Here is a 24,826-nt window from a genome sequence, read left to right on the forward strand (position 1 = left end):
GCTTCAGGTCGACCAGATGCGCGGCGTGGCCGCAGGCAGCTGCCACAGCTCGCCACGCCAGGCCTGCCAGACCTGCCGCAGCAGCTGCATCGCAGGCTCGACCACGGGCGCCAGCACGCGCAGCACCACCACCTCGGCATGCGGACTGGTGGCACCGGCGCTCTCGGCCAGGGGGCTCGCCTCGAGCAGCGTGCGCGCATGCGCGAGCAGGGCATCGCGCCGGACGCGCGCCACCGGCGAGCCCGCCACGAAGAAGAGCGACGCCATGCAGCGGTGGCCGCCCAGGCCGATGGGGCTCTGCAGCAGCCGGTGGTCGGCCGCGTCGATGCGTCCGCGCTCCAGCCAGATGCCGGGCACCTCGATGTGCTGCAGATAGGTGCCTCGCTCGAAGGGCTGGCCGGCGTTGGGCAGGCCCAGCGCGGTCACGTCCCAGCCGATCAGCTCGGCGCCGGGCTCGACCTCTATGCCGAGCCGGTTCTCGGCCTGGCAGCCGCTGTAGCAGATGGCTTCGAGCGGCAGCCATTCGAGCCGCGCGCCTGCCGCAAGGCGGATGCGGGTGCGCTGCAGCGCGAGCTCGCCCTCGGAGCGGTAGAAGCGCGAGGCGCCGGGCGTGGTGATGAGCCCGTGGCTGCCGTCGGCGACCTCGATGTCGATGTCGAGCGTGTCACCGCCCACCAGCCCGCCCGGCGGATGCACCAGCACGTTGTGGCAGACGGCATCGCCCTCGGGATAAAGGCTCTGCAGGATGCGCAGCGGGCCGTCATGGCGGAAGCGGGCGACGGTGCGGGCGGATTCCTGCTGGTAGGAGAGATGGAGACGGGCGTGCCAGGGCATTGAGAGAGTCTAGAGCGTGCCAGCCGAGCGGATTTTTCGTGGAACACCGCGGAACCGGCTTTGCCGGGCCGCAGGTGTTGCCCCCGGAAGGGGGTTGGCGAAGCGACACGAAGTGCGCGCAGCCTGGGGGCGAGTCCTATTTCCAGGCGCCGTCGTGCGCGGCGCTGGCTTCATCGATGAGAGCCGGGCCTATGCACTCGATGGGATGCGGCGAGGCGCGGAACACATCGCGGCACGACAGCTCCGCGTCGCGCTGGTCCTGCCGCTCGCCGCGGAACACGCGCAGCCGCTCGGCGTCGATGCCGAACACCACGCGGCCGATGTTCGACCAGAAGATCGCGCCCGCGCACATCACGCAGGGCTCGCCCGAGGCGTAGAGCGTGGCGCCGGCCAGTTCCTCGCGAGAGAGCCCGCGCCCGGCCAGCGCGCGCAGCGCGTTGACCTCGGCGTGGGCGGTGCAGTCGCCGGTCTCGGTGTTGCTGTTGCCGGCCTCGGAGAGCACTTCGCCGGCGGCCGAGACGATCACGCAGCCGAAGGGCCGGTTGCCCCTGCGGCGCGCCGCGTGCGACCACACGATGGCCTTGCGCAGGTAGCGGCCGTCGCGTTCGTCGAGGGCGGTCTCTGGCGGATAGAAGGTGCCGATGCTGTTGCTGTCGATGGAATCGTTCATGCCTTGGAGGATTTCGGAAGAGTGCGTTCGCTGCGCGATGGGAGCATCGAAGTGTTGAAGATGGCGTCGGACGCGGGCTTGACCTTCAGGCCGAAGACTTCGGCCACCTCGTCGACCTGCTGTTCCAGCGTGAGCTTCCTGATGTCGCCGAGGCCATGGCCCTGCGTGTCGGGTGCGCCGACGTACTGCGCGGTGATGCCCCAGCGCTCGAGTTCGATTTTCTCATCGAGGATGGGCTCGCGCTGCCGCATCGCGGCGATGCTGGGCGCCGGGTTGGCGAAGGTCTCGACGATGGCGCGATTGCTCGCGCGCAGGAAGGCGGCCACCACCTTCGGGTTCTGCGCGATGAGGTTGCTGCCCGCGAGGATGGCGTTGCCGTACAGGTTCACGCCCGCGTCGGCGTACTTGAGCACCGAGAGTTCCTCGGGCTTCATGCGCGCGAAGAGCGAGACGGCCGAGTCGTGGAAGTAGGTGGCGGCATCGACGTCGCCGCGCACCATGACGTTGTCGCGCGCGCTGAAGTCGGTGGTCTGCCACTGGAAGGCGTCGGCGCGCATGCCCTGCCTGCGCGCCACCAGCGGCCAGGCGCGGCGGGTCGATTCGACGGCGGCGGCCGCGACCTTCTTGCCCGCGAGGCTCCTGAAGTCGCCGGTCACGCCGCGGTCCTTGCGGCCGATGATCGCGAACGGTGCGCGGTTGTAGTACTGGTAGACGGCCTGCACCATCGGCGTGCCGGGGTTCTGCGCGTTGAACTCGACCAGCGAGCTGATGTCGCCCAGCCCCAGCTGGTAGACGCCGCTGGCGATGCGCGTGATGGAGGCGACCGAACCGGCGCCGGTGTCGATGCTCACGTCCAGCCCTTCGTCCTTGTAGTAGCCCTTGGCCAGCGCGAGGAAGAAGGGCGCGGTCTGCCCGTTGATGCGGAAGTCGAGCGTGAACTTGAGCGGGGTGAGCTTGCCGTTCTGCGCAAGCACGGCGGGGGCGGCGATGGCTGCGATGGTTGCGGTAGTGGCCGCGAGGAAGGATCGACGTTGCATGTGGGGCCTCGGAAGCTTCGTGTCTTGAATCCGGTCGCCCTTTCCCGGTGAAGGAAGAAAGGCGGCGGGCGTTTCAAGAGCAATTTCCGGGCGGGCGCACAGTCGTGGTGCGTGCGCTGCTGAACGCTTCTACTCTTGCGGGCGGTGATGCACGAGGCATGCCAAGGGCTTTTGCTCGGGATTGGGCCCGGGGCTTGGTGGCGTGGCCGGCCGCGCGCACAATCCGGGCGCGCAACTTGCAAGGCAGCTTGCGCAGAGTAGAAGCGTTCAGCCGCCGGCATCGCCGGGTCCAGGCAGGAAATTGCTCTTTCAGTTCGTCCCCACACGACCACAGAAGGAGTCCGCGCATGCTCGTCACCCGTCAACCCGTCTTCCGCAAGTTCTGGCATGCCGTCATGCCGCTCACCGAACTCGCCAACGGCCCGAAGCCCTTCAGGCTGCTGGGCGAAGACATCGTCCTCTTCATCGATGCCGACGGCCAGCCCGCCGCCTTGCGCGACCGCTGCTGCCACCGCACCGCGAGGCTCTCCAAGGGCTGGTGCGTGGACGGCGAAGGCCAGGCCTGCGGCACCGGCGCGATCCAGTGCGGCTACCACGGCTGGACTTACGACCGCAGCGGCCAGGTCATCCGCATTCCGCAGTACGAGGCCGACCGCAGGATCTCGCCCGAGTACCGCACCACGGCCTACCGCTGCTCAGCCCGCTACGGCTACGCGTGGGTAGCTCTTGAAGAGCCCATCGCCGACATCCCCTCGATTCCGGAGTTCGACGACCCGGGCTACCGCACCATCTTCCAGTTCTACGAAGAGTGGCAGACCAGCCCGATGCGCGCGCTGGAGAACTCCTTCGACAATTCGCACTTCAGCTTCGTGCACCGCGCCACCTTCGGCGTGGCCGCGAGCCCGAAGCCGAGCAAGTACGAGCTGGTGGAGAACGACTCGGGCTTCTACGCCGAGACGATCATCGAGGCGACCAACCCGGTGAAGTTCCATGCGATCAGCGGCGTGACCGACTCCATCACCACGCGCCACATGCGCAACGCGTACTTCCTGCCGTTCTCGCGCCGGCTCGACATCGAGTACCCGAGCGGCGTGCGCCACATCATCATCAACTGCTTCACGCCCATCGACGACGGCCGCATGCAGCTGTGCCAGTGGCTGTTCCGCAACGACACGGAGGCCGATTGCACCGCGCAGATGCTGATCGACTTCGACGAGGTGATCACGCGCGAGGACAAGGACATCCTCGAATCGACCGATCCCGACGCGCTGGTCGACACGCGCCGGCGCGGCGTGGAGTATTCGATGGAGTCGGACCGGCCCGGGATGCTGATCCGCAAGCACCTGATGCAGCTGCTTGCGAAGCACGGGGAGGCGGAGGTCTATCGCGGGATGGACGAGAACGCCGTGATTCCCATTGCGAAGGCTGCTTGAATTCGGGATCCGAACGCAGAAGAAAGACAAAAGTTACGCAGAAGTCGCAGAAGGGATCAAAAGAATTATTGCTTTCCTTCTGCGATTTCTGCGTGGTTTTCGCGACTTCTGCGTTCTGGCCCCGCCTCCTCAGGCAGTGACTGAAGCAGGGCGCGGTTGCTGGACGCGCGACGAGCCCGATTCGTAGCGATCCATCGCCAGGCCATCGGTGCGGATCTCGGGGCGCTGGCCCATCACCATGTCGGAGATGAGCTTGCCCGAGCCGCAGGCCATGGTCCAGCCCAGGGTGCCGTGGCCGGTGTTGAGGAACAGGTTCGCGTAGCGCGTGCCGCCGACGATGGGCGTGCTGTCGGGCGTCATCGGGCGCAGGCCAGTCCAGAAGGTGGCGTTCGGCACGTCGCCGCCCGGGAACAGGTCGGTGACGACCTTCTCCAGCGTGGCGCGGCGGGCAGGGTTCAGGCGCAGGTCGAAGCCGCCGAGTTCGGCCATGCCGCCCACGCGGATGCGGTTGTCGAAGCGCGTGACGGCCACCTTGTAGGTCTCGTCGAGCACGGTCGATTGCGGCGCGAGCGATTCGTCGACGAGCGGTACCGTGAGCGAGTAGCCCTTGACCGGGTACACCGGAATGTCCAGGCCCAGCGAGGCGATGGCGGCGCGCGAGTAGCTGCCGAAGGCCATCACATAGCGGTCGGCCGTGAGGATCTTGCCGGCGGTGGTGCGCACGCCGGTGATGCGGCCGCCGTCGGTTTCGAGCGCGGCGATGGTCTGGCCGAAGCGGAAGTCCACGCCCAGGCCGCGTGCGATCTCGGCAAGGCCGCGGGTGAAGAGGTGGCAGTCGCCGGTTTCGTCGTTGGGCAGCCGCAGGCCGCCGGTGAGCCGGTCGCGCGCACCGGCCAGCGCGGGCTCGACACGGGCGAGCGCGTCGCGGTCGAGCAGTTCATAGGGAACGCCGCATTCCTCGAGCACCGCGATGTCGCGCTGCACCGCGTCGAGCTGGGCCTGCGTGCGGAAGAGTTGCAGCGTGCCGCCGGTGCGCTGCTCGTACTGCAGGCCGGTGTCGGCGCGCAGCTGCTGCAGGCAGCCGCGGCTGTATTCGGCCACGCGCATCATGCGCTCCTTGTTCACCGCGTAGGCCTCGGGCGAGCAGTTGCGCAGCATGGCGGCCATCCAGCGCAGCTGAAACAGCGTGCCGTCGGGGCGGATCGACAGCGGCGCGTGCTTCTTGAACATCCACTTGATCGCCTTCAGCGGAATGCCCGGTGCGGCCCACGGCGTGGAGTAGCCGGGAGACACCTGGCCGGCGTTGCCGAAGCTGGTTTCCTCGGCGGGGCCGGCCTGCCGGTCGAGCAGGGTGACTTCGGCACCCGAGCGGGCGAGGTAGTAGGCCGTGGTGGTGCCGATCACGCCGCCGCCGAGAACGATGACTTTCATGGTGTATTCGCCGATTCAAATGGAATGAATGGAATCTAAAGTCCTCAAGGCAGTGGATTCCACTGATTTACTCGATTCGGCAGTGGAATACACTGCCGCGAACCTTCCAAGGCCGCCCCCGGAGTGAAATGCCCGAACTCGACCGCATAGACCGCAAGATCCTCGACGTCCTGCAGCGCCAGGGGCGCATGTCGATGACCGAACTGGCCGAGCGCATCGGCCTGTCGGCCTCGCCCTGCGCCGAGCGCGTGAAGCGCATGGAGCGCGACGGCGTCATCACCGGCTATCACGCCCACGTGTCGCCCGAGGCGCTGGGCCGCACGCTGCTTGTGTTCGTGGAAATCAAGCTCTCGGCCAAGTCGGGCGACGTGTTCGACAAGGTCCGCAAGGAGCTGCTGCACATGCCCGAGGTGCTCGAATGCCACCTGGTGTCGGGCAGCTTCGACTACCTCGTGAAGGCGCGGCTGAGCGGCATGAGCGAATACCGGCACCTGCTGGGCGACATCCTCAAGAAGCTGCCGGTGGCTGCAGAGTCGCACAGCTACGTGGTGATGGAGGAAATCAAGGAAACGCTGATGCTGGCCGTGGACCGCTGATAACCGCTGAATCGCCGAACCAATGAGCACGAACAACGACGTTCCGGACGTCACCATCCGGCCCTGGCGCCTCGACGACTTCGACGCGGTGAAGGCCATCCTCGACGACACCTTCGCCGGCACCTGGCTGCCGCAGCTCACGCCCGAGGCCGCGAAGGCCTACCGCGACAGCGGCGCGCCCGTGGGCTACATCGACGAGAAGGGCCCGGCCTTCTTCGTGGCCGAGATCGACGGCGAGGTGGTGGGCATGGTGCACTGGGAGCACGATTTCGTGCATGCCCTGCATGTGCCGGCCGCACACCAGCGCAAGGGCATCGCCCGGGCCCTGATGGCCTTCGCCGAGGACGGCATGCGCACCGAAGGCGTGGCGCTGGCGCGCCTGGAGACCGACACCTTCAACACGCAGAGCCAGGGCTTCTATCTCGCGCTCGGCTACCGCGAAGCCGACCGTTACCCCGATCTCGAATGGCACAGCGGTTTCACGACCATCCTGTACGTGAAGACGCTTTCTCCCCTTACCCCAACACACTCCCCGAGGACACACCCATGAGCATCTCGATCCGCCGCGATGGCATCACCGGCACGCGCCACATCCTGAAGATCCGCAACCACGAGATCCCGGTCGATGCTTCGCCCGCAGGCGGCGGCAGCGACGCCGGCCCGGAGCCGCACGACCTGTACGACGCATCGCTTGCGGCCTGCAAGGCGCTCACCGTGCTGATCTACGCGCGCCGCAAGGGCATTCCGGTGGAAGACATCGAAGTGGTGGTCGATCGCGACGACAGCGAGGAGCGCAAGGGCGTCTACCGCCTCAAGTCGGGCCTGCGCCTGAGCGGCAACCTCAGCGAGGCGCAGCGCGACGAACTGCTGCGCGTGGCCGGCAAGTGCCCGGTGCACAAGCTCATGACCGAGGTGAAGACCGAGATCGAGACCGGCTGGGCGGACTGAAACCGCTCCTTCCGGTCACTGCAGCGCGCGATAGGTGCGCACCGCGCGCAGCAGCGCGCCCACAGGCCACGATGCTCGTGAAGCCCTCGATGCCGCCGCTGTGGCCGCTTCGGGCGCGGAGCGCATCGGCGACCCAGCCAGGAGGGCGAGGGCGCGCACGCCGTCTGTGCCATGCCCGGCGAAGCAAGCAGGGCCGCGCAAAGCGAAAGCAGCGCGGCCGCGGTCTTCGCCCGTGTCGTCGTCACTTTGCCGCCTCGGCCCGCGTGCGCGCGGCTTCCACGCGCTTGGCATAGCGGTCACCCCAGTCGGCCAGCGGGGCGAGCGCGGCATTGAGCGTGGCGCCCAGCTTCGTTTCCGAGTACTCCACGCGCGGCGGCACTTCGTGAAATACCTCGCGGTGGACGATGCCGTCGGTCTCCATCTCGCGCAGCTGCTGGATCAGCATCTTCTCGCTGATGTCGGGCAGCGCCCGCTTCAGCTCGCCGAAGCGCAGGGGCTGCACATGCAACTCCCACAGGATCACCGCCTTCCACTTGCCGCCGATGACGTCGAAGGCCGGGCCGATGCCGCAGTTGTAGGGTTTCCTGGATTTCATCTTCATCCCCATCAGTAGGTAATACATACATTTTGGTAAGTACCTCACTTAATTGTAGGTACTTGACCATATCGGAGCTCAATTTCTACGATGCGTCCATCTTCACAACCATCAAGCGAATCGTCATGAGCAGCAAGAGCAGCGACATCAAGGAAGTCAGCGTCCTGGGCCTGGGCGCCATGGGCGCAGCCATCGCGCAGATCTACCTGGACCAGGGCTACAAGGTCACGGTGTGGAACCGAAGCGCCGACAAGGCCGGCGCGCTGGTCGCCAAGGGCGCGGTGCTGGCGCGCAGCGCGAGCGAGGCCGTGCGCGCTGCGCGTGTGGTCGTGATGTGCGTCTACGACTACCGCGCCGCCGAGGCCATCCTCGCGATGGACGGCGTGGCCGCCGCCATGGACGGCCGCCTGCTTGTGCAGCTGACCACCGGCAGCCCGCAGGACGCGCGCGACGCGCAAGCCTGGGCGCACACGCACGGTGCCGCGTACGTCGAAGGCGCCATCCAGGCCGCGCCCGACCAGATGGGCCAGCCCGACACGCCGTTGCTGGTATCGGGCGCGCGCTCCGCGTACGACGAGGCGCGGCCGTGGCTGGAGGCGCTGGCCGGCGGCATCGTCTACCTCGGCGAGGCCGCGAGCGCGGCGGCCGCCATGGACCTCGCCACGCTCTCCACCATCTACGGCACGATGCTCGGCTTCATCCACGGTGCGCGCATCGCCGAGCACGAAGGCTTCGACGTGGCCGAATACGGCCGCATCGTCGCGGGCATCATGCCGACCTTCGCCGGCTTTCTTCAGCACGAAGGCTCCGTCATCCAGTCGGGCGACTTCGCCATCTCGCAGAGCCCGATACGCATCTCGGTCGAGGCGACGAAACGCATATTGGAAACGGCGCAAACCTCGGGCATCGATACCGAGTTTCCGGCCTTCGCGGCGGGCATCTTCCGGCGAGCGGACGAGGCAGGCCTGGGTGGCGAGGAACTCGCGGCGCTGATCAAGCTGCTGCGCGTGAAGGGCGTGCAGGCATAGCTCAGGCCCATGTCATGAACTGGATCGCACGCAGCACTTCGGCTTCGCGCTCCATGATGAAGTCGCCGTGGTTGGCGTGGTCCAGGGTCAGGCGATTGGGCGTGTCGAGCGCTGCCACGAGCTGGTTCGAATTCGTGATGGACGCGCGGCGAAAGATGCGCAGGTGGTCGGCAGCGTCTTTCTGCGTCTTCGCATCCAGCGGCAATTCCAGCCATGGGAACATGTCGCGGTTGTCGGAAGGCAGGGCAGTCACGACAAGCGAGGGCGCGCGTACGGCCTTGTAGTCGGGCGAATAGGAACGGGAAGCAGCGTGCATGGCGGTCTCCACTTCATCAGGGGTGTTGAGGCTCACGCTGCCATCGCCATGGATGTCGACCGCATCGCGCAGGTTCGCCTCCAGCGGAGGCCACCAGTTCTTCGAGTTGCGCCGGAAGAAGGCAATGGCAGCCTGCAGCGAGCGGCCGTCTTTCAGCGTCGGCCTGGGCTCGTCGAGCAGCGGGTTCTCTGGAATCTTTTCTCCGCCGCTGTCGCCTTCGACGGTGTAGTCGAAGGTTGTGTCGAGATAGATCAGGCCCTGCGTCCGGCCGGGGTAAAGGCCCGCGAAGCGGGTGAGTTCGTTGCCCGCAATCGAGTGGCCTCCCAGTACCACGCGCTGCACGCCCAGAGCATCCAGCACTGCCTTCAGGTCGGCAACCAGCGTATCCACCTCATAGAACTGCGTGGCGGTCTTCACCGGCATCGGCTTGTTCGAAAGACCGTAGCCGCGCCGGCTGATCGCGATCACGCGCGACCTGGCGGCCAGCGCGGGAGCGAGACTGTCGAAGTAGCGCGCATTGCCGCCGAGTCCTGCCAGCAGCACGATGACAGGCCCTGTGCTGCTGCCGGGCGGCTGCCAGTCGCGCACCTGCAGCGAAACTTCGGGTGTGGCCGACACCTTTACCCGGCGGTCGATGACCGTGGGCTTGCCGCCACCGCCGGTGCCGACGCCGCCAACCCCGATGCCGCCATGACCATGCCCGCCGCCACCGCAGGCCGCGAGACTCGCAAGGCCGGTCAGGCCAATGGCATGGAGCACGTCACGGCGCCGTGGGCGGTAGCGGTCCGCTCGGACAGTACGTGCCGGCAGGGAGGGCAATCGATTCACTTGGGTGTTCCGTTTCCGTGTGCAGGGGATGGCTCCAGTGTCCCGGCCGCACCTGAAGACCTGCTTCGGCATTCATGAAGATTTCCTGAAGTACCGCCTTGGCGCCTGGCAGATACTTCCGCCACATTCCGGAAGCGGAGTGTTCAGTTCACGTGGAGGCTCATGAATCTCTTGCTTGTTGAGGACGACCTTGACCTCGGCAATGGCGTGCGCATCGCGCTGGCCAATCAAGGCATGGATGTGGTGTGGGTCCGCAGGCTCGACGACGCCCTGCGCACGCTCGAGGGCGGCACTTTCGACATGGTGCTGCTCGACCTCGGCCTGCCCGACGGCGACGGGCTCGACCTGCTGTTCCGCCTGCGCCGCGACCGCCAGATATTGCCGGTGCTGGTGCTCAGCGCGCGCGACGCGCTCAACGACCGGCTGCGCAGCCTGGACGACGGCGCCGACGACTACCTGGTCAAGCCCTTCGCGCTGGCAGAGCTGCTGTCGCGCGTTCGTGCGCTCGCGCGCCGCAGCTACGGCTTCAACGACGAGACCATCCGCATGCGCGGCCTGGCGCTGCACGAGCCCACGCGCGGCGTGATCGTCGATGGGGAGCCGGTCGAGCTCTCGCGCTGCGAGTTCGACCTGCTGGCGCTCTTGCTCAAGCGCACCGGCCGCGTGGTCACGCGCCGCGTGATGGAAGAGCAGGTGCTGCCCGGTGGCCAGGCCAACGGCAGCAATTCGCTCGAGGTGCACATCTCCAACCTGCGCAAGAAGATCGGCCAGGGCTACATCCGCACGGTGCGTGGCATCGGCTACGTGATCGACGTGCAATCGCTGGCGCGGAGCACGCAGAAATGATTCAGGCGCTGGCGCAGCGCTGGAAGAACTGGAAACAACCTTCCCTGATGCGGCGCCTGCTGCTTGCGCAGATGGGCGTGGTCGCCCTGCTGTGGACCATGGCCATCGCGCTTCTGCTGTACGACTCCTACGAAGACCCCGAGCTGCTGAAGTTCGAGAAGATCTTCCAGACGGTGATTTCCATCGCGAAGAACACCGCCGACCGGCCCGACAAGCAGCAGGAGACGCTCGCCGCCTTCGACGCCGCGCTGCTCGAAACCATCGGCGACGGCGACGCGGCCTCCGACACCTCGCCAGTCATGCAGGTGTGGCAGGGCGACAGGCTGGTCTACCGCTCGACGGCGGCCGTGCCCGTCATCCTCAACACCGCGCCGAACCTCATCGAGACCGTGAAGGCGGGCAACCGCGAATGGCGCGCGCGCACGATCGCCTCGCCCGACTCCGACATCCGCGTGATGCTGGCGGAGCCCAGCGTCTGGCGGCTCACCGTCACCGTGATGTATCGCGGCTACTACCTGCTGCCGCTGGTCATCAGCCTGCCTTTCCTGGTGTTTCCCGCGTGGCTTTCGGTGCGCCTCGCGCTGCGGCCCTGGCGCCGCGTGAGCCAGGAGACCGCCGAGCGCGGGCCGGCCGACCTCACGCCGCTGTCGTACACCCCACCGCACAAGGAACTGCAGCCGCTGGTGCAGAGCATCAACAGCCTGCTGCAGCGGGTGCGCGACAGCACATCGCGCGAGCGCAGCCTGATCGCAGACGCCGCGCACGAGCTGCGGACGCCGCTGGCCGCGATGCGCGTGAACGTGGAGGCACTGAAGGAGCAGAGCACCGACGAGCACCAGCGCGAGCTCATGGGCAACCTGCTGCGCAGCAACGACCGCGCGGCGCGCCTTGTGGGGCAGCTGCTGCAGCTGATGCGCAGCGACGCGGTCTCGGACAACACCCTGCCCGTGATGCTGTCGCTCGACGCGCTGGTGCAGGACCGGCTGGCCATGATCGAGAGCCTGGCCAGCTCGCGCAACATCGAGCTCGAGCTGGTCTGCGAAGACCGCGTGCCGGTGCTCGGCGAGCGCGAAAGCCTGGTTTCGATGATCGACAACCTCATCAACAACGCCATCAAGTACAGCCCGCCCGACGGTACGGTGGTCGTGCATGTGTCGCGCGATGGCGAGCAGGCCCTGCTGACGGTGGCGGACCAGGGCCCCGGCGTGCCGGCCGCGCTGCGCGAGCGGGTGTTCGACCGTTTCTTCCGCAACCCCGACCAGAGCCAGAGCGGCAGCGGGCTGGGGCTGGCCATCGTCAAGTCGGTGGTCGACCGGCACGGCGGCGAGGTGGCGCTGGGCGAAACCGCGAGCGGCGGCCTGCTGGCCACCGTGCGCCTGCCGCTGGCTACCGCCGATGCGCCGCAACCCATGCTGTGCAGCTGAAACCTTCCCCGGTGCATGGCCGAAAGGGGCCGAAGGGCATAAAGGGCGTGGTCAGCCCCGAATTGGGGCGAGGAATTACACTACCCGGCGCTGTTTACAGGACACTTTCCCATGAAGTGGGTCATTCTTGCCATCTTCGCGCTCAGCGCGCTCTACGTTCATTTCCGCGGCCAGGTACGGCATCGTTTCTTCAGGCAGCTCTCTGATCACTCGACCTTCCTGGCGCCGCTGAACGTCTTCATGTACCTTTTCTCGAAGGTGCCGGGTACGCCCTACCTGTCGCCTGCCGAGTTCCCCGAGATGCGCGTGCTCGAGGAAAACTGGGAAGTGATCCGCGAGGAGGCGCTGGCCATGCGCAACGGCGGCAGCATCAAGGCGTCGAGCCAGTTCAACGACGTGGGCTTCAACTCCTTCTTCAAGAGCGGCTGGAAGCGCTTCTACCTGAAGTGGTACGACGATGCGCACCCCTCGGCCGCCGTGCTGTGCCCGCGCACCACCGAGCTGCTGAAGGGCATCGGCACCATCAAGGCCGCCATGTTCGCCGAGCTGCCCCCGGGCAGCCGCCTCGTGCGCCACCGCGATCCCTTCGCCGGTTCGCTGCGCTACCACCTGGGCCTCTGGACGCCGGGCGTCGAGGGCTGCTACATCGACGTGGACGGCCAGCGCTACCACTGGCGCGACGGCGAGGCCGTGGTGTTCGACGAGACCTACATCCACTACGCCGAGAACACGACCGACCACGACCGCGTGATCCTGTTCTGCGACATCGAGCGCCCGCTGAAGTACCGCTGGGCCAGCGCGGTGAACCGCTGGTTCGCGAAGAACCTCCTGGCCGCGGCCGCATCGCCCAACGATGCCGGCGACAAGACCGGCGGCATCAACCGCGCGTTCAAGTACATCTACCAGATCCGCGTGGTCGGCAAGCGCCTGAAGGCCTGGGACAAGCGGGTGTACTACCTCGTGAAGTGGGCCATCTTCGGCGGCCTGGCGCTCTGGATCTTCTGGTAAGGGCTCAGGCCTCGTTCCATGCCAGCCGGGCGCGCGCGGTGCCTGCCCGGCTCACGACGGCCGCCAGCAGCGTGCCGCCGAGCACGTCGAGCAGCACATGCTGGCGCGTCGCCAGTGTCGAATAGACGATTCCCAGGGCCCACAGCACATTGAGCACGCGCACCCAGGCCGGCGCGCGCACCTCGCGAAGCTGACGCTGCAGCAGCACCGCGGTGAACACGGCGAAGGCCACGTGCAACGACGGGAAGGCATTGCCGCCCGCGTCGGCGTTCTTGAGGAACATCAGCGACGGGTATTGAGCCCAGTCGACCGCGAATGCCGGCACCGTCGTCGGAAAGAACCAGAAGACCACCAGGCCCATGCCCGCCATCAGTGCGGCATCGCGCGCACAGGCGCGCAACTCGGCCCAGTCCTTGGCGAAGGCGGACGGCAGCGAGATGTAGAACCACAGCGAGCCGTACAGGAGCATCGCCTCGTCGCTCACGCCCACCCAGTGGTCGAGCGCGGTGAGCGGCATCACGGTGGGCGGCGTCGGCGGGTTGTGCATCACCCAGAAGTAGAGGGCGAAGAAGCCCGTGATGCCCGCCGTGGTGCCGATCATCTTCGCCACCCAGTGCGTGGCGATGCGACGGCCCACTGCCCCGTACCAGGGTGTCGGACACGAGGAGGGGAAGGGTGAGGAGGGCGCGGCGCGACGGGTCATCGGCGTTGCAGCTTATGCAACTGCATTGCGTGAACATTGCGCCGGTTGCAGAAAAGGCCTCTCCTAGAATGGCCGGCCCTGGCCTCTGCCAGGCCTCTCACTGGTCTCCCTTTTCTACGTACTCCCATGCGAATCCTGCTCGTCGAAGACGAAGTCGATCTGGCTCAAGCCCTGGCCTCGGCGCTGCGGCAGAACCAGGCGGTGGTCGACGTGGCGGGCTCGCTGCGCGAAGCCGAAGACGCGGCGCTGTCAGCGCAGCACGACGTGATCGTGCTCGACCGCGGCCTGCCCGACGGCGACGGCCTCTCGCTGGTGGCCTTCCTGCGCCAGAACGACATTCCCGCCGCCGTGCTGGTACTCACAGCCATGACCGATGTGGCGGAGCGCGTGCTGAGCCTCGACGGCGGCGCGGACGACTATCTCGCCAAGCCCTTCTCCATGGACGAGCTCATGGCGCGCGTGCGTGCGCTGGCGCGGCGCCCTGCGGTGCGTGCGAACCTCGTCATGACGCTGGGGCAGCTGCGCTTCGACCATCACACGCGGCAGGCCCATGTCGGCGAAGAGTGCCTCACCCTGCCGCGCCGTGAGCTGCTGGTGCTGGAAGCGCTGCTGGAGCACCGTGGCCGTACCGTGCTGCGCGAGGCCATGCAGGACCGCGTGTACGGCCATGCGGACGACATCCAGTCGAACGCGCTCGACACGCACGTGTCTCGCCTGCGCTCCAAGCTCGACAAGGCCGGCGCGCAGGTCGAGATCCATGCCATCCGCGGCGTGGGCTACCTGATCTGCGCGGCCCGCCCGGCGGCATGACGGTCGCATGAGACAAGGCCTGCTCTCGCTGCGCTGGCAGCTCATCTGGAGCCTGATCCTGCTGCAGGTGGTGGTCGGCACGCTGGTGATGGGCGGCTTTCTCGGCCTGGCCTGGGTGCTGGGCCGCGTGGTCGACGAGACCGGGCAGGAGACCATCACGGCCATCCAGCGCGCGCTGGTGCGCGGCTCCGACGGAAAACTGGCGATCGAGCCCACGCCGGAGGTTCAGCGCCTGCGGGAGGCCGATCCTCCTTTCTGGTTCATCGCGCGTGACAGCCATGGCGCGGAGTTGCGCAACGGCGACGTGCCGCCCAGCTACGCCAGGCTCTTCGATTCGCTCGACGGCATGGAGCGCATGGCCATCAACCCCGAGAGCGACAACACCCGGCCCAAGGCTCGTTTCGATCGCGTGGAAACGCGCGCGGGCCTGGTGGCTGTGATGACGCAGACGGGCAGCCCCCTGACCGTGAAGAACACGCTCAAGGGCACCGCCATCGCCTTCCTTTTCCTGGTGGCGCCGATGGCGCTGGTGACCTGCCTCGGCGTGATCCTGGCCACGCCCTTCGTCGTGAAGCGCGGCCTCAAGGGCGTGGTGGCCACGGCCGAGCATGCCGAGAGCATCGACGTGCACGAACGCACCACGCGGCTGCCGCTGGCCAATGTGGCGAGCGAGATCCGCCCGCTGGTCAACGCCGTGAACCGCGCCTTCGACCGGCTCAACGAAGGCTACGACCGGCAGGAGCGCTTCCTGGCCGACGCCGCGCACGAGCTGCGCACGCCCATCACCACGCTGCAGATCCATCTCGAAGGCCTGCAGGACGGCCCGCTCAAGGTTAAGCTCCTGCAGGCCTCGGCGCGGCTCGCGACGCTGGCCGAGCAGTTGCTCGACCTGCAGCGACTGGACCACGTCGCGGTGCAAGACCGCCAGCAGGTCGACCTGAAGGCGCTGTGCGAACGCGTGGCGGGCGACATCGCGCCGCTGGCCATCATGAACCGCTGCACGCTGTCGGTGGAAGCGCCGAAGCCACTGTGGGTGCGCGGCGACGCGCCCTCGCTGGAGCGCGCGCTGAGCAACCTGATCCAGAACGCCATCGAGCATGGCGGACAGGGCTGCGACATCCAGGTACGGCTGTGGGAGCCCTCGGGCTTCGAGGTGCTCGACTCCGGCCCCGGCATTCCCGAGGCCGATCGCGAGCGCGTGGTGGCGCCATTTCACCGGCTGGTGCCGCGCGGGCGTGGCGCGGGGCTGGGCCTGCATCTGGTGGCCGAGGTCGCGCGCCTGCACGGCGGGCAGCTCACGATCGGGTCCAGCGAATCGGGTGGAGCGAAGATGCGGCTGGAGCTGAACCTCGACCTCTGAGCGCGCGGTTGCAGGGTTCCGAGAAGCACCGGGCGACGAGATGTCCCAGCAGGCCCGAGGCTGCGACCACCGCGACGAACCACACCGGAATCCACGAGGGCGACGCACCCAGCCACTGGAAGAGCCATGCGCCGGGAATCACCACGAACATGTGGCTCAGATAGACCTCGTAGCTGTTGCGCCCGAACCAACTCAGCGGAGCAACAGCGGCACTGGCGCACCATGCCCAGGGACGCCAGTGCGCCGCGGCCAGCATCAGCGCGACGCCCAGCTCGAGCAGCGTCACCTGCAGCCCGAAGCGCGTGAAGCCCAGCTGGTAGACCTCTTTGCGGAAGCAGAAGACCGTCACGCCCAGCGTCATGCCCACAAGCAGCACTGCACGCCGCGCAGCCGCGGTCGGTACGCGCGGCACGCGATGCGCGAGCAGGGCGGCGAGGCAGCCGAAGGCGATGCCGTCCATGCCCGAGAGGTACGAATGGTCCTGCCAAAGCTCGTTGTCGCTGAAGACGCTGCGCGCCAGCGGCCCGAGCACGATGGGCACGATCAGCAGCAGTGCCAGCCGCCGCTCGCTGCCGCACAGCACGCACACCAGCGGAAAGCAGAGATAGAAGACCTCCTCCACCGACAGCGACCACAGCACGCCCCACGGCCCCGGCAGGTAGCCGACCTGCGCCTCCAGCCAGTTGATGTGCAGCCCCAGCGCCGCCAGCAGTGCCCGCCACAGCGAGACCTTGGATGTGTCGAGCGCGAACCATGCGCTGCTCGCGATGTGCAGCACCGACAGCACCGCGAGCAACAGCAACAGCGGCGGCAGGATGCGCGCCGCGCGAAGGTGGCAGAACGCCGCGGGCCGCACGCGTGACAGATCGCCCCAGCGCCGTATCGATGCGCTCGTGATCAGGTAGCCCGAGACCACGAAGAACACGATCACCGCGTAGTAGCCGCTGCGAAACAGGATGCCGCCGGCCCTGGAGCCCATCCACTGGCTCAGCTCCGGGGGGGCGAAGGGAATGCGCAGGTTGGCGTGCAGCAGCACCACGAAGATCGCGAGCAATCCGCGCAGCAGGTCCACATGCGTCATGCGAGGAAGGGGGGCGGAAGAAGCCATCGCGCGATTCTGTGATCGCCTGCGGCATGACGGCTGAAGGGCTTCTGAAGCACTGACAATGGGGCCTGCCGCCATGCCTCTTGCCGACCAAGACCTTCTTCCCCCGATCGACCTCGCCAGCGCACAGGCGCTGATCGATCGCGTCCGCGCGCAGCTCGATGCGGAAGGGCTCGCGATGCGCGCGCCACCGCCGGAGCCGACTACCTGCTGCGGGCGGGGCTGCAACGGTTGTGTGTGGGAAGGGTGGCTCGCCGCGGTGGCTTACTGGCGGGACGAGGCCTCGTTGCTGCTCGGCTGAGGCGCCGAGCGCCCGTCAGCCTCGCAGGCTCATATCGAGCCGATGGAGCAGCGCGCTCATCCGGCTCTTGCCTGCAACGCGCGCGGGCATTCGCTGCACCACCTGACGAACCGTGGGCGATGCCCGTTCGAGCGCCCATCGGATTTCCGCTTCGGCGGCGGCAGTCTCGTCAGCCGCACCAAGCGCAATCGCGCATGCACTGTAGGCAGCAGGGCTCAGGATGTGATTGACCTGGTGAGGCGTCGCGATCGGATGGGTGTAGGCGGATGCGGCGGCGGCTGATGCCGCCCGAGCCGCGGCCACTGCTGCCGGATCGTCCACTTCCCCTGCAGCTTTCAAGGCAGCCCAAGCGACTTTGCGAAGATTCGCAGTGCGTGTTCCGCTGGCTGCGAAGGCGCGCGCGGCCACGATGGCCTCGCGCGGCCTTGCATCGTCGGGTGATCTCGCCTCGAACACCGGCAGCGCCCGCTCTGCGCAATCGGCGGCCCAGCGTGCGATCTGGCGCAGGTCTTCGTTGGTCAGAAGGGGTGAGCTGAGGGCGTGATCCATTGCTCTTGGAGCTCTCGCGGAAGAAGAGCTCCGCTGAGGGCTGGATTCTGCCGCAGCGGCAACGACGACAGGCCTACTGGTTCTGCGACCCCCGATGCGCCCACCCCGTCGTGTGCTTCTCGACCACGCTGAAGAGTTCGTACATCAGCATCGCCATCGCCCCCACCACCATCAGCCCCGCGAACGCCAGCCCCATCTGCATGGCAGAGCCTGCAGAGATCAGCAGGTAGCCGATGCCTTCGTTGGCAGCCGTCATCTCGCTGACCGTGGTGCCCACGAACGCCAGCGTGATCGCCACCTTGAGCGAGCCGAAGAAGTAGGGCATGGAGCGCGGCAGGCCGATCTTCATGAGCACGTCCCAGCGCCTGGCGCCGAGCACGCGCAGCACGTCTTCGAGCTCGGGTTCGAGCGTGGCGAGGCCGGTCGCGATGTTGACCATGATCGGGAAGAAGCTGATCAGGAATGCCGTGAGGATCGCCGGCCCGATGCCGATGCCGAACCACACCACCAAAATCGGCACGAAGGCCGCCTTGGGCAGCGCGTTGAAGGCCGTCATGAGCGGGTAGATCGCCGCGTACGCGATGCGCGAACTGCCGATGACGAAGCCCAGCAGCACGCCCACCACGATTGCGAGGCCGAAGCCCGCCATCGTGACCCAGAAGGTGCGCCACGCGTGGCCCGCGATGACTTCCTTGAATTCCCAGAACTGGTTCCAGATGCGCCACGGGCTCGGGAAGATGAAGTCCGAAACCTCGAAGGCCGAGCAGATCACCTGCCACAGCAGGATCACCGCCACGAGCAGCAGCCAGGGCGACCAGCGTTCGATTTGCTTGGTGTTCTTCATGTGCGCGCCCTCAGTGAGACACCGCCGCGGCGGACTGTGCTGCGCTCGCGCCGGTGTTGCGGATGGCGCCGATGTGGCCGCGCAGCTCCAGCACGATGTCGGTGAACTCCTTGGTGTAGGTGAGTTCGAGCTCGCGCGGACGCGGCAGGTCGATCTCGCGCTTCACGACGAAGCGGCCAGGGCTCTTGCTCATCACGTATACCGTGTCGGCGAGGAACACCGATTCGCGCAGGTCGTGCGTCACCAGGATCACGTTGAACTGCTGCTCGGTCCAGAGGTCGCGCAGGATGCACCACAGCTCCTCGCGCGTGAACGCGTCGAGCGCGCCGAAGGGCTCGTCGAGCAGCAGCATCTTGGGCTCGTGGATGAGCGCGCGGCAGATGCTCGCGCGCTGCTGCATGCCGCCCGAGAGCTGCCACGGGAACTTGTCCTCATAGCCGCCGAGGCCCACCTTCTGCAGCAGGCGGCGGGCGCGTTCCTCGTATTCCTTGCGCTTCGCCTTGAAGCTGGAGCGGTAGGGCTCGACGATCTCCAGCGGCAGCAGCACGTTGTCGACCGTGGTGCGCCAGGGCAGCAGCGAGGGCGCCTGGAAGGCCATGCCCGAGATCTTCAGCGGCCCGGTCACCGGCTGGCCGTCGATGCGGATCTTGCCCATCGACGGCATCTTCAGCCCCGTGGTGAGCTTCATGAAGGTCGACTTGCCGCAGCCCGAGGGCCCGACGATGGCGATGAACTCGCCGCGCTTCACCTTCAGGTCGATGGCCTCGACCGCGAAGTGGTTGGCGCGCAGCAGCTCCTCGTTGTAGGCGAGCCAGACGTCCTGGAAGTCGACGAAGGGAGCGACGAAGGGGGCTGCGGCCGCGTCCTGCGATGCGGCTGCCATCACTTCTTCAGGATGTTCAGTTCGGCCGCGGGCGGCAGCAGTGCTGCGGTCCACACCGCGTCGGGGCTCACGCGCGTCTTGGTGTTGAAGGCGTCCGAAACCTGCGAGGCCATCAGCGACATGCGGCCCGCGTTGACCGCGCCGAAGCCCTCGGCGCGCGCATCGGCGCTGTTGATGACGGTGTCGATGGCCAGCTGCAGGCGGCGCGTCTCGAGCTTGCTGTCGATGATGCCGTCGCGCGCCTTCACCGACTCGATGGCCACGGCCGGATTGGCGATCACTTCCTTCGCGCCCTTGGCGAAGGCCGAGAGGAATTTCTTCACCGCCGCCGGGTTCTCCTTGATGAGCTTGGGCGAGGCGATGATGACGTTGCCGTACAGCTTCACGCCGTAGTCGGGGTAGGGAAGGATCACCACGTCGGCCGTCTTGGCGCCGCGCGCTTCCAGGTTGAGCAGCGAGGTGAAGGTGAAGCCGGTGATGGCGTCGATGTCGCCGCGCATCAGCATGGTCTCGCGCAGCGTCGGGTCCATGGCGGTCCAGTTGACCGTGCCGATGTTGTTGGCCTTGGCGAAGATCGGGAAGGCGCGGCGGCCCGCGTCGAACACCGGCGCGCCGAGCTTCTTGCCCGTGAGGTCCGAAGGCTTGGTGATGCCGCTCTTCTTGAGCGTCATGACCGAGGCCGGCGTGTTGTTGTAGACCATCATCACCGCGACCGGCTTGTTGGGGCTGTCGGGATTGTTGGCGTGGAACTCCATCAGCGCCGCAAGGTCGGCGAAGCCCATGTCGTAGGCGCCCGAGGCCACGCGCGTGACCGTGCCGCCGGAGCCGTTGCCCGCGTCGATGGTCACGTCGAGGCCCGCGGCCTTGAAGTAGCCCTTGGCGGCCGGGTGGAGGAACAGCGCCGCCGGTCCCTCGAAGCGCCAGTCGAGCTGGAACTTGATCGGCGTCGGGCTCTGCGCAAAGGCCGGTGCGAGGCCGAAGCTGATGGCCGAGGCGGCGAGGAAGGACTGGAGCAGTTGGCGCTTGTTCATGCGGAGATCGATCCGTTGGATGAAAGGGGATTGAATGCTTCTGCATTCAAGCAAAAACGGTGCCCGCACGTGATTGGTGCGAACCCTTCCTCGCGAATCGAAGTAGTGCGCCGAGGGCGTGATCTGCACCCCGTCAATGCAAAAACGCGGCCGAGGCCGCGTTTCGAGCACTCAAAGCGGGCGCCAGGCCCGCTTCTTTCCCGCTTCTTACTTGTCGACCGTGACCTTCGCCACCGCCAGCGCAGTCATGTTGATGATGCGGCGCACCGTCGACGAAGGCGTGAGCACGTGCGCCGAACTCGCGGCGCCCAGCAGCACCGGGCCCACGGTGATGCCGTTGGCGCCGGTCATCTTCAGCACGTTGTAGAGGATGTGGGCCGAGTCGAGGTTCGGGCACACCAGCAGGTTGGCCTCGCCGCTGAGCGTGGTCTCGGGCAGCGCGGTGCGGCGGATTTCCTCCGACAGCGCCGCGTCGCCGTGCATCTCGCCGTCGCATTCGATGTCGGGCGCCATCTGCGCGAACAGGTCTCGCGCCAGCCGCATCTTGCGGGCCGACGAGCGGCTGGAGGTGCCGTAGTTCGAGTGCGACAGGAAGGCCACCTTCGGCGGCAGGCCGAAGCGGCGCACTTCCTCGGCGGCCATCACCGCGATGCTGGCGAGCAGCTCGGCGCTGGGGTCTTCGTTCACGTTGGTGTCGGTGATGAACACCGTGCGCTTGTCGAGCGTGAGCGCGTTCAGCGTCGCGAAGCCCGGCGCGCCGCGCTTCAGGCCGATCAGGTTGCGGATGTGCTCCAGGTGCACGTCGAAGCGCCCGACCAGGCCGCAGATCATGGCATCGGCGTCGCCCAGGTGCATCATGAGCGCGGCAATGGTGGTGTTCGAGCGGCGCACCATGGTCTTGGCGGCCTCCGGCGTCACGCCGCGGCGGCCCATGATCTTGTGGAAGCTCTCCCAGTAGGTGCGGAAGCGCGGATCGTCCTCGGGATTGACGATCTCGAAGTCGACGCCCGCGCGGATGTGCAGGCCGGCCTTCTTGATGCGCGCGTCGATCACGGCGGGGCGGCCCACCAGGATCGGCTTGGCCAGGCCTTCGTCGACGGCCCACTGCGCGGCGCGCAGCACGCGCTCGTCCTCGCCCTCGGCGTACGCCACGCGCTTGGCGCTGGCGATCTTCGCGGCGCTGAACACCGGGCGCATGAACATGCCCGTCTGGTAGACGAAGCGCGTCAGGTGCTGGCGGTAGGCGTCCATGTCCTCGATCGGGCGCGTGGCCACGCCCGAGGCGGCCGCTGCCTTGGCCACGGCCGGCGCGATGCGCAGGATCAGGCGCGAGTCGAAGGGCTTGGGAATGATGTAGTCGGGGCCGAAGGAGAGTTCCTGGCCGGCGTAGGCGGTGGCCACCTCTTCGCTGATGTCGGCCTTGGTGAGCTCGGCGATCTCGCGCACGCAGGCCAGCTTCATCTCTTCGGTGATCTTGCTGGCGCCGCAGTCGAGCGCGCCGCGGAAGATGTACGGGAAGCACAGCACGTTGTTGACCTGGTTCGGGTAGTCCGAACGGCCGGTGGCGATGATGCAGTCCGGCCGCACGGCCTTGGCGAGCTCGGGGCGGATCTCGGGCTCGGGGTTGGCCAGCGCCAGGATGATGGGCTGGCTGGCCATGGTCTTGACCATCTCGGCGGTCATCACGCCCGGGGCCGAGCAGCCCAGGAACACATCGGCGTCCTTCACCACGTCGGCCAGGGTGCGGGCGCCGGTGTCTTTCTGGGCGTAGCGTGCCTTGGATTCGTCGAAGCCGCCCGCGCGGCCCATGTAGATCAGGCCCTTGGAGTCGCAGGCGTGGATGTTGGCGGGCTTGGCGCCCAGGCCGACCATCACGTCCAGGCAGGCGATGGCGGCTGCGCCCGCGCCCGAGACGGCGATCTTCACTTCCTCGATCTTCTTGCCCACCAGCTCCAGGCCGTTGAGCAGGGCGGCGGCCGAGATGATGGCCGTGCCGTGCTGGTCGTCGTGGAACACCGGGATGTTCATGCGCTCGCGCAGCTTCTTCTCGATGTAGAAGCACTCGGGCGCCTTGATGTCTTCCAGGTTGATGCCGCCCAGCGTCGGCTCCAGCGCCGCGATGATGTCGACCAGCTTGTCGGGGTCGCGCTCTGCCAGCTCGATGTCGAACACGTCGATGCCGGCGAATTTCTTGAACAGGCAGCCCTTGCCTTCCATCACGGGCTTGGCGGCCAGCGGGCCGATGTCGCCCAGGCCCAGCACGGCGGTGCCATTGGTGACCACGCCCACGAGGTTGCCGCGGGCGGTGTATTCGGAGGCGGTTGCCGGGTCGGCAGCGATGTCGAGACAGGGATAGGCCACGCCGGGCGAATAGGCCAGCGACAGGTCGCGCTGGTTCAGCAGGGGCTTGGTCGGGGTGATCGAGATCTTGCCCTTGACGGGCGAGCGGTGGTATTCGCGCGCTGCCTCGCGAAGTGCTTCTTCTGCGGGGGAAAGGGGTGCAGCCATGAAAGTCTCCTTGTTTCTGACGGGCAATGAGGCTACCGCAAAAGCAGGGCCTCCTATTACTGGGGAAATGCCGAAAACGCCTGGACCCATAGCTTCCGCTCGATAAGGCGGGGTTCCGGCGGATGGGAGGGGGCTCTGGGGTTCGCTAAACTGCCGATCGTTACCAACTGGTTAACAGACCGGCCGTCCAGCCGGACATCGAGCCGGGGGTATCGCCGACAACGAAAACACCGCGAAAAGAGGGGCAACTCGCATGGCATCCGGACCTTTCAACAGCAACGATCCCGACGTCGTCGTCATCGGAGGCGGCCCATCGGGCTCCACGGTGGCCGCGCTGCTCGCGGACAAAGGGCACGACGTGGTGCTGATCGAGAAGGCGCAGCATCCGCGCTTCCACATCGGCGAATCGCTGCTGCCGATGAACATGCCGCTGTTCGACCGCCTCGGCGTGCGCACCGAGGTCGAGGCCATCGGCATCCGCAAGCACGGTGCCGAGTTCGTCTCGCCCTGGCACGACCACTCCAGCCAGTTCCACTTCGCCGAGGCGATGGACAAGAGCTTTCCCTATGCGGTGCACGTGCGCCGCTCCGAGTTCGACGAACTGCTGTTCCGCCACGCCGGCAGCCGCGGCGCGCGCACTTTCGAGGGACAGCGCGTCACCGGCGTGGACATGGATGCCGGCAAAGGGACGCCCGACAACAGGCCGCTGGTGAAGGTCAAGGCCGACGATGGCACCGAGACCACCTGGCGCCCGCGCTTCGTGATCGACGCCAGCGGGCGCGACACCCTGCTGTCGAACCAGTTCGACGCCAAGCGGCGCAACCGCAAGCACGCCAGCGCGGCGCTGTTCGGCCACTTCGCCAATGCCGAGCGGCGGCCGGGCCGCTTCGAGGGCAACATCACGCTGTTCTGGTTCGACCACGGCTGGTTCTGGTACATCCCGCTGAAGGACGGCACGGTGAGCGTCGGCGCGGTGGCTTCTCCCGCCTACTTCAAGCGCCGCAAGGGCTCGCTCGAGGAGTTCCTGATGGAAACCATCGCGCTCGCGCCCAAGCTGGCCGCGCGGCTGAAGAACGCCACGTTGATGGAAGGCGCCACCTCCACCGGCAACTACGCCTACGACTCCAAGTTCTGCCGCGGCGACCGCTTCATGATGGTGGGCGACGCCTATGCCTTCGTCGACCCGATGTTCTCCTCGGGCGTGTACCTGGCGATGAACAGCGGCTTCGAGGCCGCCACCTGCGCCGACCTCTGGCTCAAGGGCGAGGCGAAGGAAGCCGAGAAGGCCTTCAGGCACTACGAGAAGGTGATGAAGCACGGACCGAAGATGTTCTCGTGGTTCATCTACCGCATCACCTCGCCGGCCATCCGGCGCCTGTTCATGGCCCCACGCAACATCTGGCGCATGCAGGAGGCGCTGCTGTCCATCCTGGCGGGCGACCTGTTCCGCAACACGCCCATCGGCCCGCGCTTCTGGGGCTTCAAGGTGACTTATTACGCGTCGTGCCTGGGCATCCTGCCGCAGGCCGTGAAGACCTGGGCCTGGCGCCGCCGCAACCTGAAGGAATCGCTGGAAGCGTTGAAGTAAAGCGGACAGCCGAACGCAGAGGTCGCGAAGGTTTCGCGAAAGTCGCAGAAGGAAAACCAAAAAAGGTTTTCATGGTTTCTTCTGCGACTTCTGCGACTTCTGCGACTTCTGCGACTTCTGCGACTTCTGCGTAGCTTTTGTATTTCTTCT

25 protein-coding genes are annotated in these 24,826 nt (G+C 67.0%); 12 read left to right on the forward strand and 13 right to left on the reverse strand.

The genetic code is table 11. The features are described from left to right. Positions 1-3: 3 nt before the first annotated feature. From ACAM57_RS07580 to ACAM57_RS07590, 3 genes are all read right to left on the reverse strand, one after another. Positions 4-834 (reverse strand): urease accessory protein UreD, encoded by an 831-nt coding sequence (locus ACAM57_RS07580; protein WP_369661198.1) that lies wholly within the window; start codon positions 832-834, stop codon positions 4-6. Positions 835-970: 136 nt separating this feature from the next. After that, positions 971-1,504, reverse strand: coding sequence for a nucleoside deaminase (locus tag ACAM57_RS07585; RefSeq protein WP_184641168.1), 534 nt, complete (start codon positions 1,502-1,504; stop codon positions 971-973). Further along, the gene (locus tag ACAM57_RS07590; protein WP_369661199.1) at positions 1,501-2,541 is read right to left on the reverse strand and encodes an ABC transporter substrate-binding protein; all 1,041 of its coding nucleotides are present in this window, start codon (positions 2,539-2,541) and stop codon (positions 1,501-1,503) included. The genes ACAM57_RS07585 and ACAM57_RS07590 overlap by 4 nt, the downstream gene beginning before the upstream one ends. Before the next feature lie 347 nt (positions 2,542-2,888). Between ACAM57_RS07590 and ACAM57_RS07595 the strand changes: the two genes are divergently transcribed. Next, positions 2,889-3,974, forward strand: coding sequence for a Rieske 2Fe-2S domain-containing protein (locus ACAM57_RS07595; RefSeq protein WP_369661200.1), 1,086 nt, complete (start codon positions 2,889-2,891; stop codon positions 3,972-3,974). A gap of 129 nt (positions 3,975-4,103) precedes the next feature. On the opposite strand, the gene ACAM57_RS07600 is transcribed toward ACAM57_RS07595, so the two are convergent. After that, a complete protein-coding gene (locus ACAM57_RS07600; protein ID WP_369661201.1) occupies positions 4,104-5,405 on the reverse strand; it encodes a D-amino acid dehydrogenase in 1,302 nt (433 codons plus the stop codon). A 128-nt stretch (positions 5,406-5,533) separates the two neighbouring features. Between ACAM57_RS07600 and ACAM57_RS07605 the strand changes: the two genes are divergently transcribed. Genes ACAM57_RS07605 through ACAM57_RS07615 form a run of 3 tightly spaced genes read left to right on the forward strand, consistent with a single transcriptional unit; the run spans position 5,534 to position 6,949 of the window. Next, positions 5,534-6,001, forward strand: coding sequence for a winged helix-turn-helix transcriptional regulator (locus ACAM57_RS07605; protein WP_126023436.1), 468 nt, complete (start codon positions 5,534-5,536; stop codon positions 5,999-6,001). 22 nt (positions 6,002-6,023) lie between these two features. Beyond that, a complete protein-coding gene (locus tag ACAM57_RS07610; protein ID WP_369661202.1) occupies positions 6,024-6,551 on the forward strand; it encodes an N-acetyltransferase family protein in 528 nt (175 codons plus the stop codon). Beyond that, positions 6,548-6,949 carry an OsmC family protein gene (locus tag ACAM57_RS07615; RefSeq protein WP_369661203.1) on the forward strand — a complete coding sequence of 134 codons (402 nt, stop codon included), beginning with the start codon at positions 6,548-6,550 and terminating at the stop codon, positions 6,947-6,949. Before ACAM57_RS07610 ends, ACAM57_RS07615 begins: the two co-directional genes overlap by 4 nt. Positions 6,950-7,190: 241 nt before the next feature. Here ACAM57_RS07615 and ACAM57_RS07620 read toward each other — a convergent pair whose 3' ends face one another. After that, positions 7,191-7,544 carry a helix-turn-helix domain-containing protein gene (locus ACAM57_RS07620; protein ID WP_176662848.1) on the reverse strand — a complete coding sequence of 118 codons (354 nt, stop codon included), beginning with the start codon at positions 7,542-7,544 and terminating at the stop codon, positions 7,191-7,193. 125 nt (positions 7,545-7,669) lie between these two features. Between ACAM57_RS07620 and ACAM57_RS07625 the strand changes: the two genes are divergently transcribed. After that, positions 7,670-8,572 carry an NAD(P)-dependent oxidoreductase gene (locus tag ACAM57_RS07625; RefSeq protein ID WP_369661204.1) on the forward strand — a complete coding sequence of 301 codons (903 nt, stop codon included), beginning with the start codon at positions 7,670-7,672 and terminating at the stop codon, positions 8,570-8,572. A gap of 1 nt (position 8,573) precedes the next feature. Here ACAM57_RS07625 and ACAM57_RS07630 read toward each other — a convergent pair whose 3' ends face one another. Further along, positions 8,574-9,647, reverse strand: coding sequence for an alpha/beta fold hydrolase (locus tag ACAM57_RS07630; protein WP_369661205.1), 1,074 nt, complete (start codon positions 9,645-9,647; stop codon positions 8,574-8,576). Between the two features lie 231 nt (positions 9,648-9,878). On the opposite strand from ACAM57_RS07630, the gene ACAM57_RS07635 reads away from it, so the two are divergent. The 3 genes from ACAM57_RS07635 (at position 9,879) to lpxO (ending at position 12,994) form a co-directional block, all read left to right on the forward strand. Then, complete coding sequence (locus ACAM57_RS07635) at positions 9,879-10,562, forward strand: response regulator (RefSeq protein WP_184641178.1); 684 nt, start codon at positions 9,879-9,881, stop codon at positions 10,560-10,562. Continuing rightward, complete coding sequence (locus tag ACAM57_RS07640) at positions 10,559-11,986, forward strand: HAMP domain-containing sensor histidine kinase (protein ID WP_126023441.1); 1,428 nt, start codon at positions 10,559-10,561, stop codon at positions 11,984-11,986. Before ACAM57_RS07635 ends, ACAM57_RS07640 begins: the two co-directional genes overlap by 4 nt. A 111-nt stretch (positions 11,987-12,097) precedes the next feature. Then, positions 12,098-12,994 (forward strand): lipid A hydroxylase LpxO, encoded by an 897-nt coding sequence (gene lpxO / locus ACAM57_RS07645; RefSeq protein WP_126023442.1) that lies wholly within the window; start codon positions 12,098-12,100, stop codon positions 12,992-12,994. Between the two features lie 4 nt (positions 12,995-12,998). Here the strand turns inward: lpxO and ACAM57_RS07650 are convergent, their stop codons facing one another. Continuing rightward, positions 12,999-13,631: a phosphatase PAP2 family protein gene (locus ACAM57_RS07650; RefSeq protein WP_369661206.1), complete on the reverse strand. Its 633-nt coding sequence runs from the start codon at positions 13,629-13,631 to the stop codon at positions 12,999-13,001. A 192-nt stretch (positions 13,632-13,823) separates the two neighbouring features. Here ACAM57_RS07650 and ACAM57_RS07655 point away from each other — a divergent pair, with 192 nt between their 5' ends. Both ACAM57_RS07655 and ACAM57_RS07660 read left to right on the forward strand, forming a co-directional pair. Further along, positions 13,824-14,507: a response regulator gene (locus ACAM57_RS07655; protein WP_369661207.1), complete on the forward strand. Its 684-nt coding sequence runs from the start codon at positions 13,824-13,826 to the stop codon at positions 14,505-14,507. 7 nt (positions 14,508-14,514) lie between these two features. Next, positions 14,515-15,867 (forward strand): sensor histidine kinase, encoded by a 1,353-nt coding sequence (locus ACAM57_RS07660; RefSeq protein ID WP_369661208.1) that lies wholly within the window; start codon positions 14,515-14,517, stop codon positions 15,865-15,867. On the opposite strand, the gene ACAM57_RS07665 is transcribed toward ACAM57_RS07660, so the two are convergent. Continuing rightward, positions 15,803-16,975 (reverse strand): acyltransferase family protein, encoded by a 1,173-nt coding sequence (locus ACAM57_RS07665; RefSeq protein WP_369661209.1) that lies wholly within the window; start codon positions 16,973-16,975, stop codon positions 15,803-15,805. The two genes, ACAM57_RS07660 and ACAM57_RS07665, sit on opposite strands and share 65 nt — an antisense overlap. Positions 16,976-17,048: 73 nt before the next feature. Here ACAM57_RS07665 and ACAM57_RS07670 point away from each other — a divergent pair, with 73 nt between their 5' ends. Then, positions 17,049-17,273 (forward strand): oxidoreductase-like domain-containing protein, encoded by a 225-nt coding sequence (locus tag ACAM57_RS07670; RefSeq protein ID WP_369661210.1) that lies wholly within the window; start codon positions 17,049-17,051, stop codon positions 17,271-17,273. A 15-nt stretch (positions 17,274-17,288) separates the two neighbouring features. Here ACAM57_RS07670 and ACAM57_RS07675 read toward each other — a convergent pair whose 3' ends face one another. The 5 genes from ACAM57_RS07675 to ACAM57_RS07695 all read right to left on the reverse strand — a co-directional run bounded on the left by ACAM57_RS07675 (position 17,289) and on the right by ACAM57_RS07695 (position 23,088). Beyond that, positions 17,289-17,822 carry a putative immunity protein gene (locus tag ACAM57_RS07675; RefSeq protein ID WP_369661211.1) on the reverse strand — a complete coding sequence of 178 codons (534 nt, stop codon included), beginning with the start codon at positions 17,820-17,822 and terminating at the stop codon, positions 17,289-17,291. A gap of 73 nt (positions 17,823-17,895) precedes the next feature. Further along, entirely contained in the window at positions 17,896-18,666 is a 771-nt protein-coding gene (locus ACAM57_RS07680; protein ID WP_369661212.1) for an ABC transporter permease, read from the reverse strand. A 10-nt stretch (positions 18,667-18,676) separates the two neighbouring features. After that, positions 18,677-19,549 (reverse strand): ABC transporter ATP-binding protein, encoded by an 873-nt coding sequence (locus ACAM57_RS07685; RefSeq protein ID WP_126471663.1) that lies wholly within the window; start codon positions 19,547-19,549, stop codon positions 18,677-18,679. Then, positions 19,549-20,580 carry an ABC transporter substrate-binding protein gene (locus ACAM57_RS07690; protein ID WP_184641186.1) on the reverse strand — a complete coding sequence of 344 codons (1,032 nt, stop codon included), beginning with the start codon at positions 20,578-20,580 and terminating at the stop codon, positions 19,549-19,551. The genes ACAM57_RS07685 and ACAM57_RS07690 overlap by 1 nt, the downstream gene beginning before the upstream one ends. 207 nt (positions 20,581-20,787) lie before the next feature. Next, complete coding sequence (locus ACAM57_RS07695; RefSeq protein ID WP_369661213.1) at positions 20,788-23,088, reverse strand: NADP-dependent malic enzyme; 2,301 nt, start codon at positions 23,086-23,088, stop codon at positions 20,788-20,790. A 253-nt stretch (positions 23,089-23,341) separates the two neighbouring features. Between ACAM57_RS07695 and ACAM57_RS07700 the strand changes: the two genes are divergently transcribed. After that, positions 23,342-24,676 (forward strand): NAD(P)/FAD-dependent oxidoreductase, encoded by a 1,335-nt coding sequence (locus ACAM57_RS07700; protein ID WP_369661214.1) that lies wholly within the window; start codon positions 23,342-23,344, stop codon positions 24,674-24,676. Positions 24,677-24,826 lie beyond the last annotated feature (150 nt).

The organism is Variovorax sp. V15 (assembly GCF_041154425.1).
Taxonomy (GTDB): domain Bacteria; phylum Pseudomonadota; class Gammaproteobacteria; order Burkholderiales; family Burkholderiaceae_C; genus Variovorax; species Variovorax guangxiensis.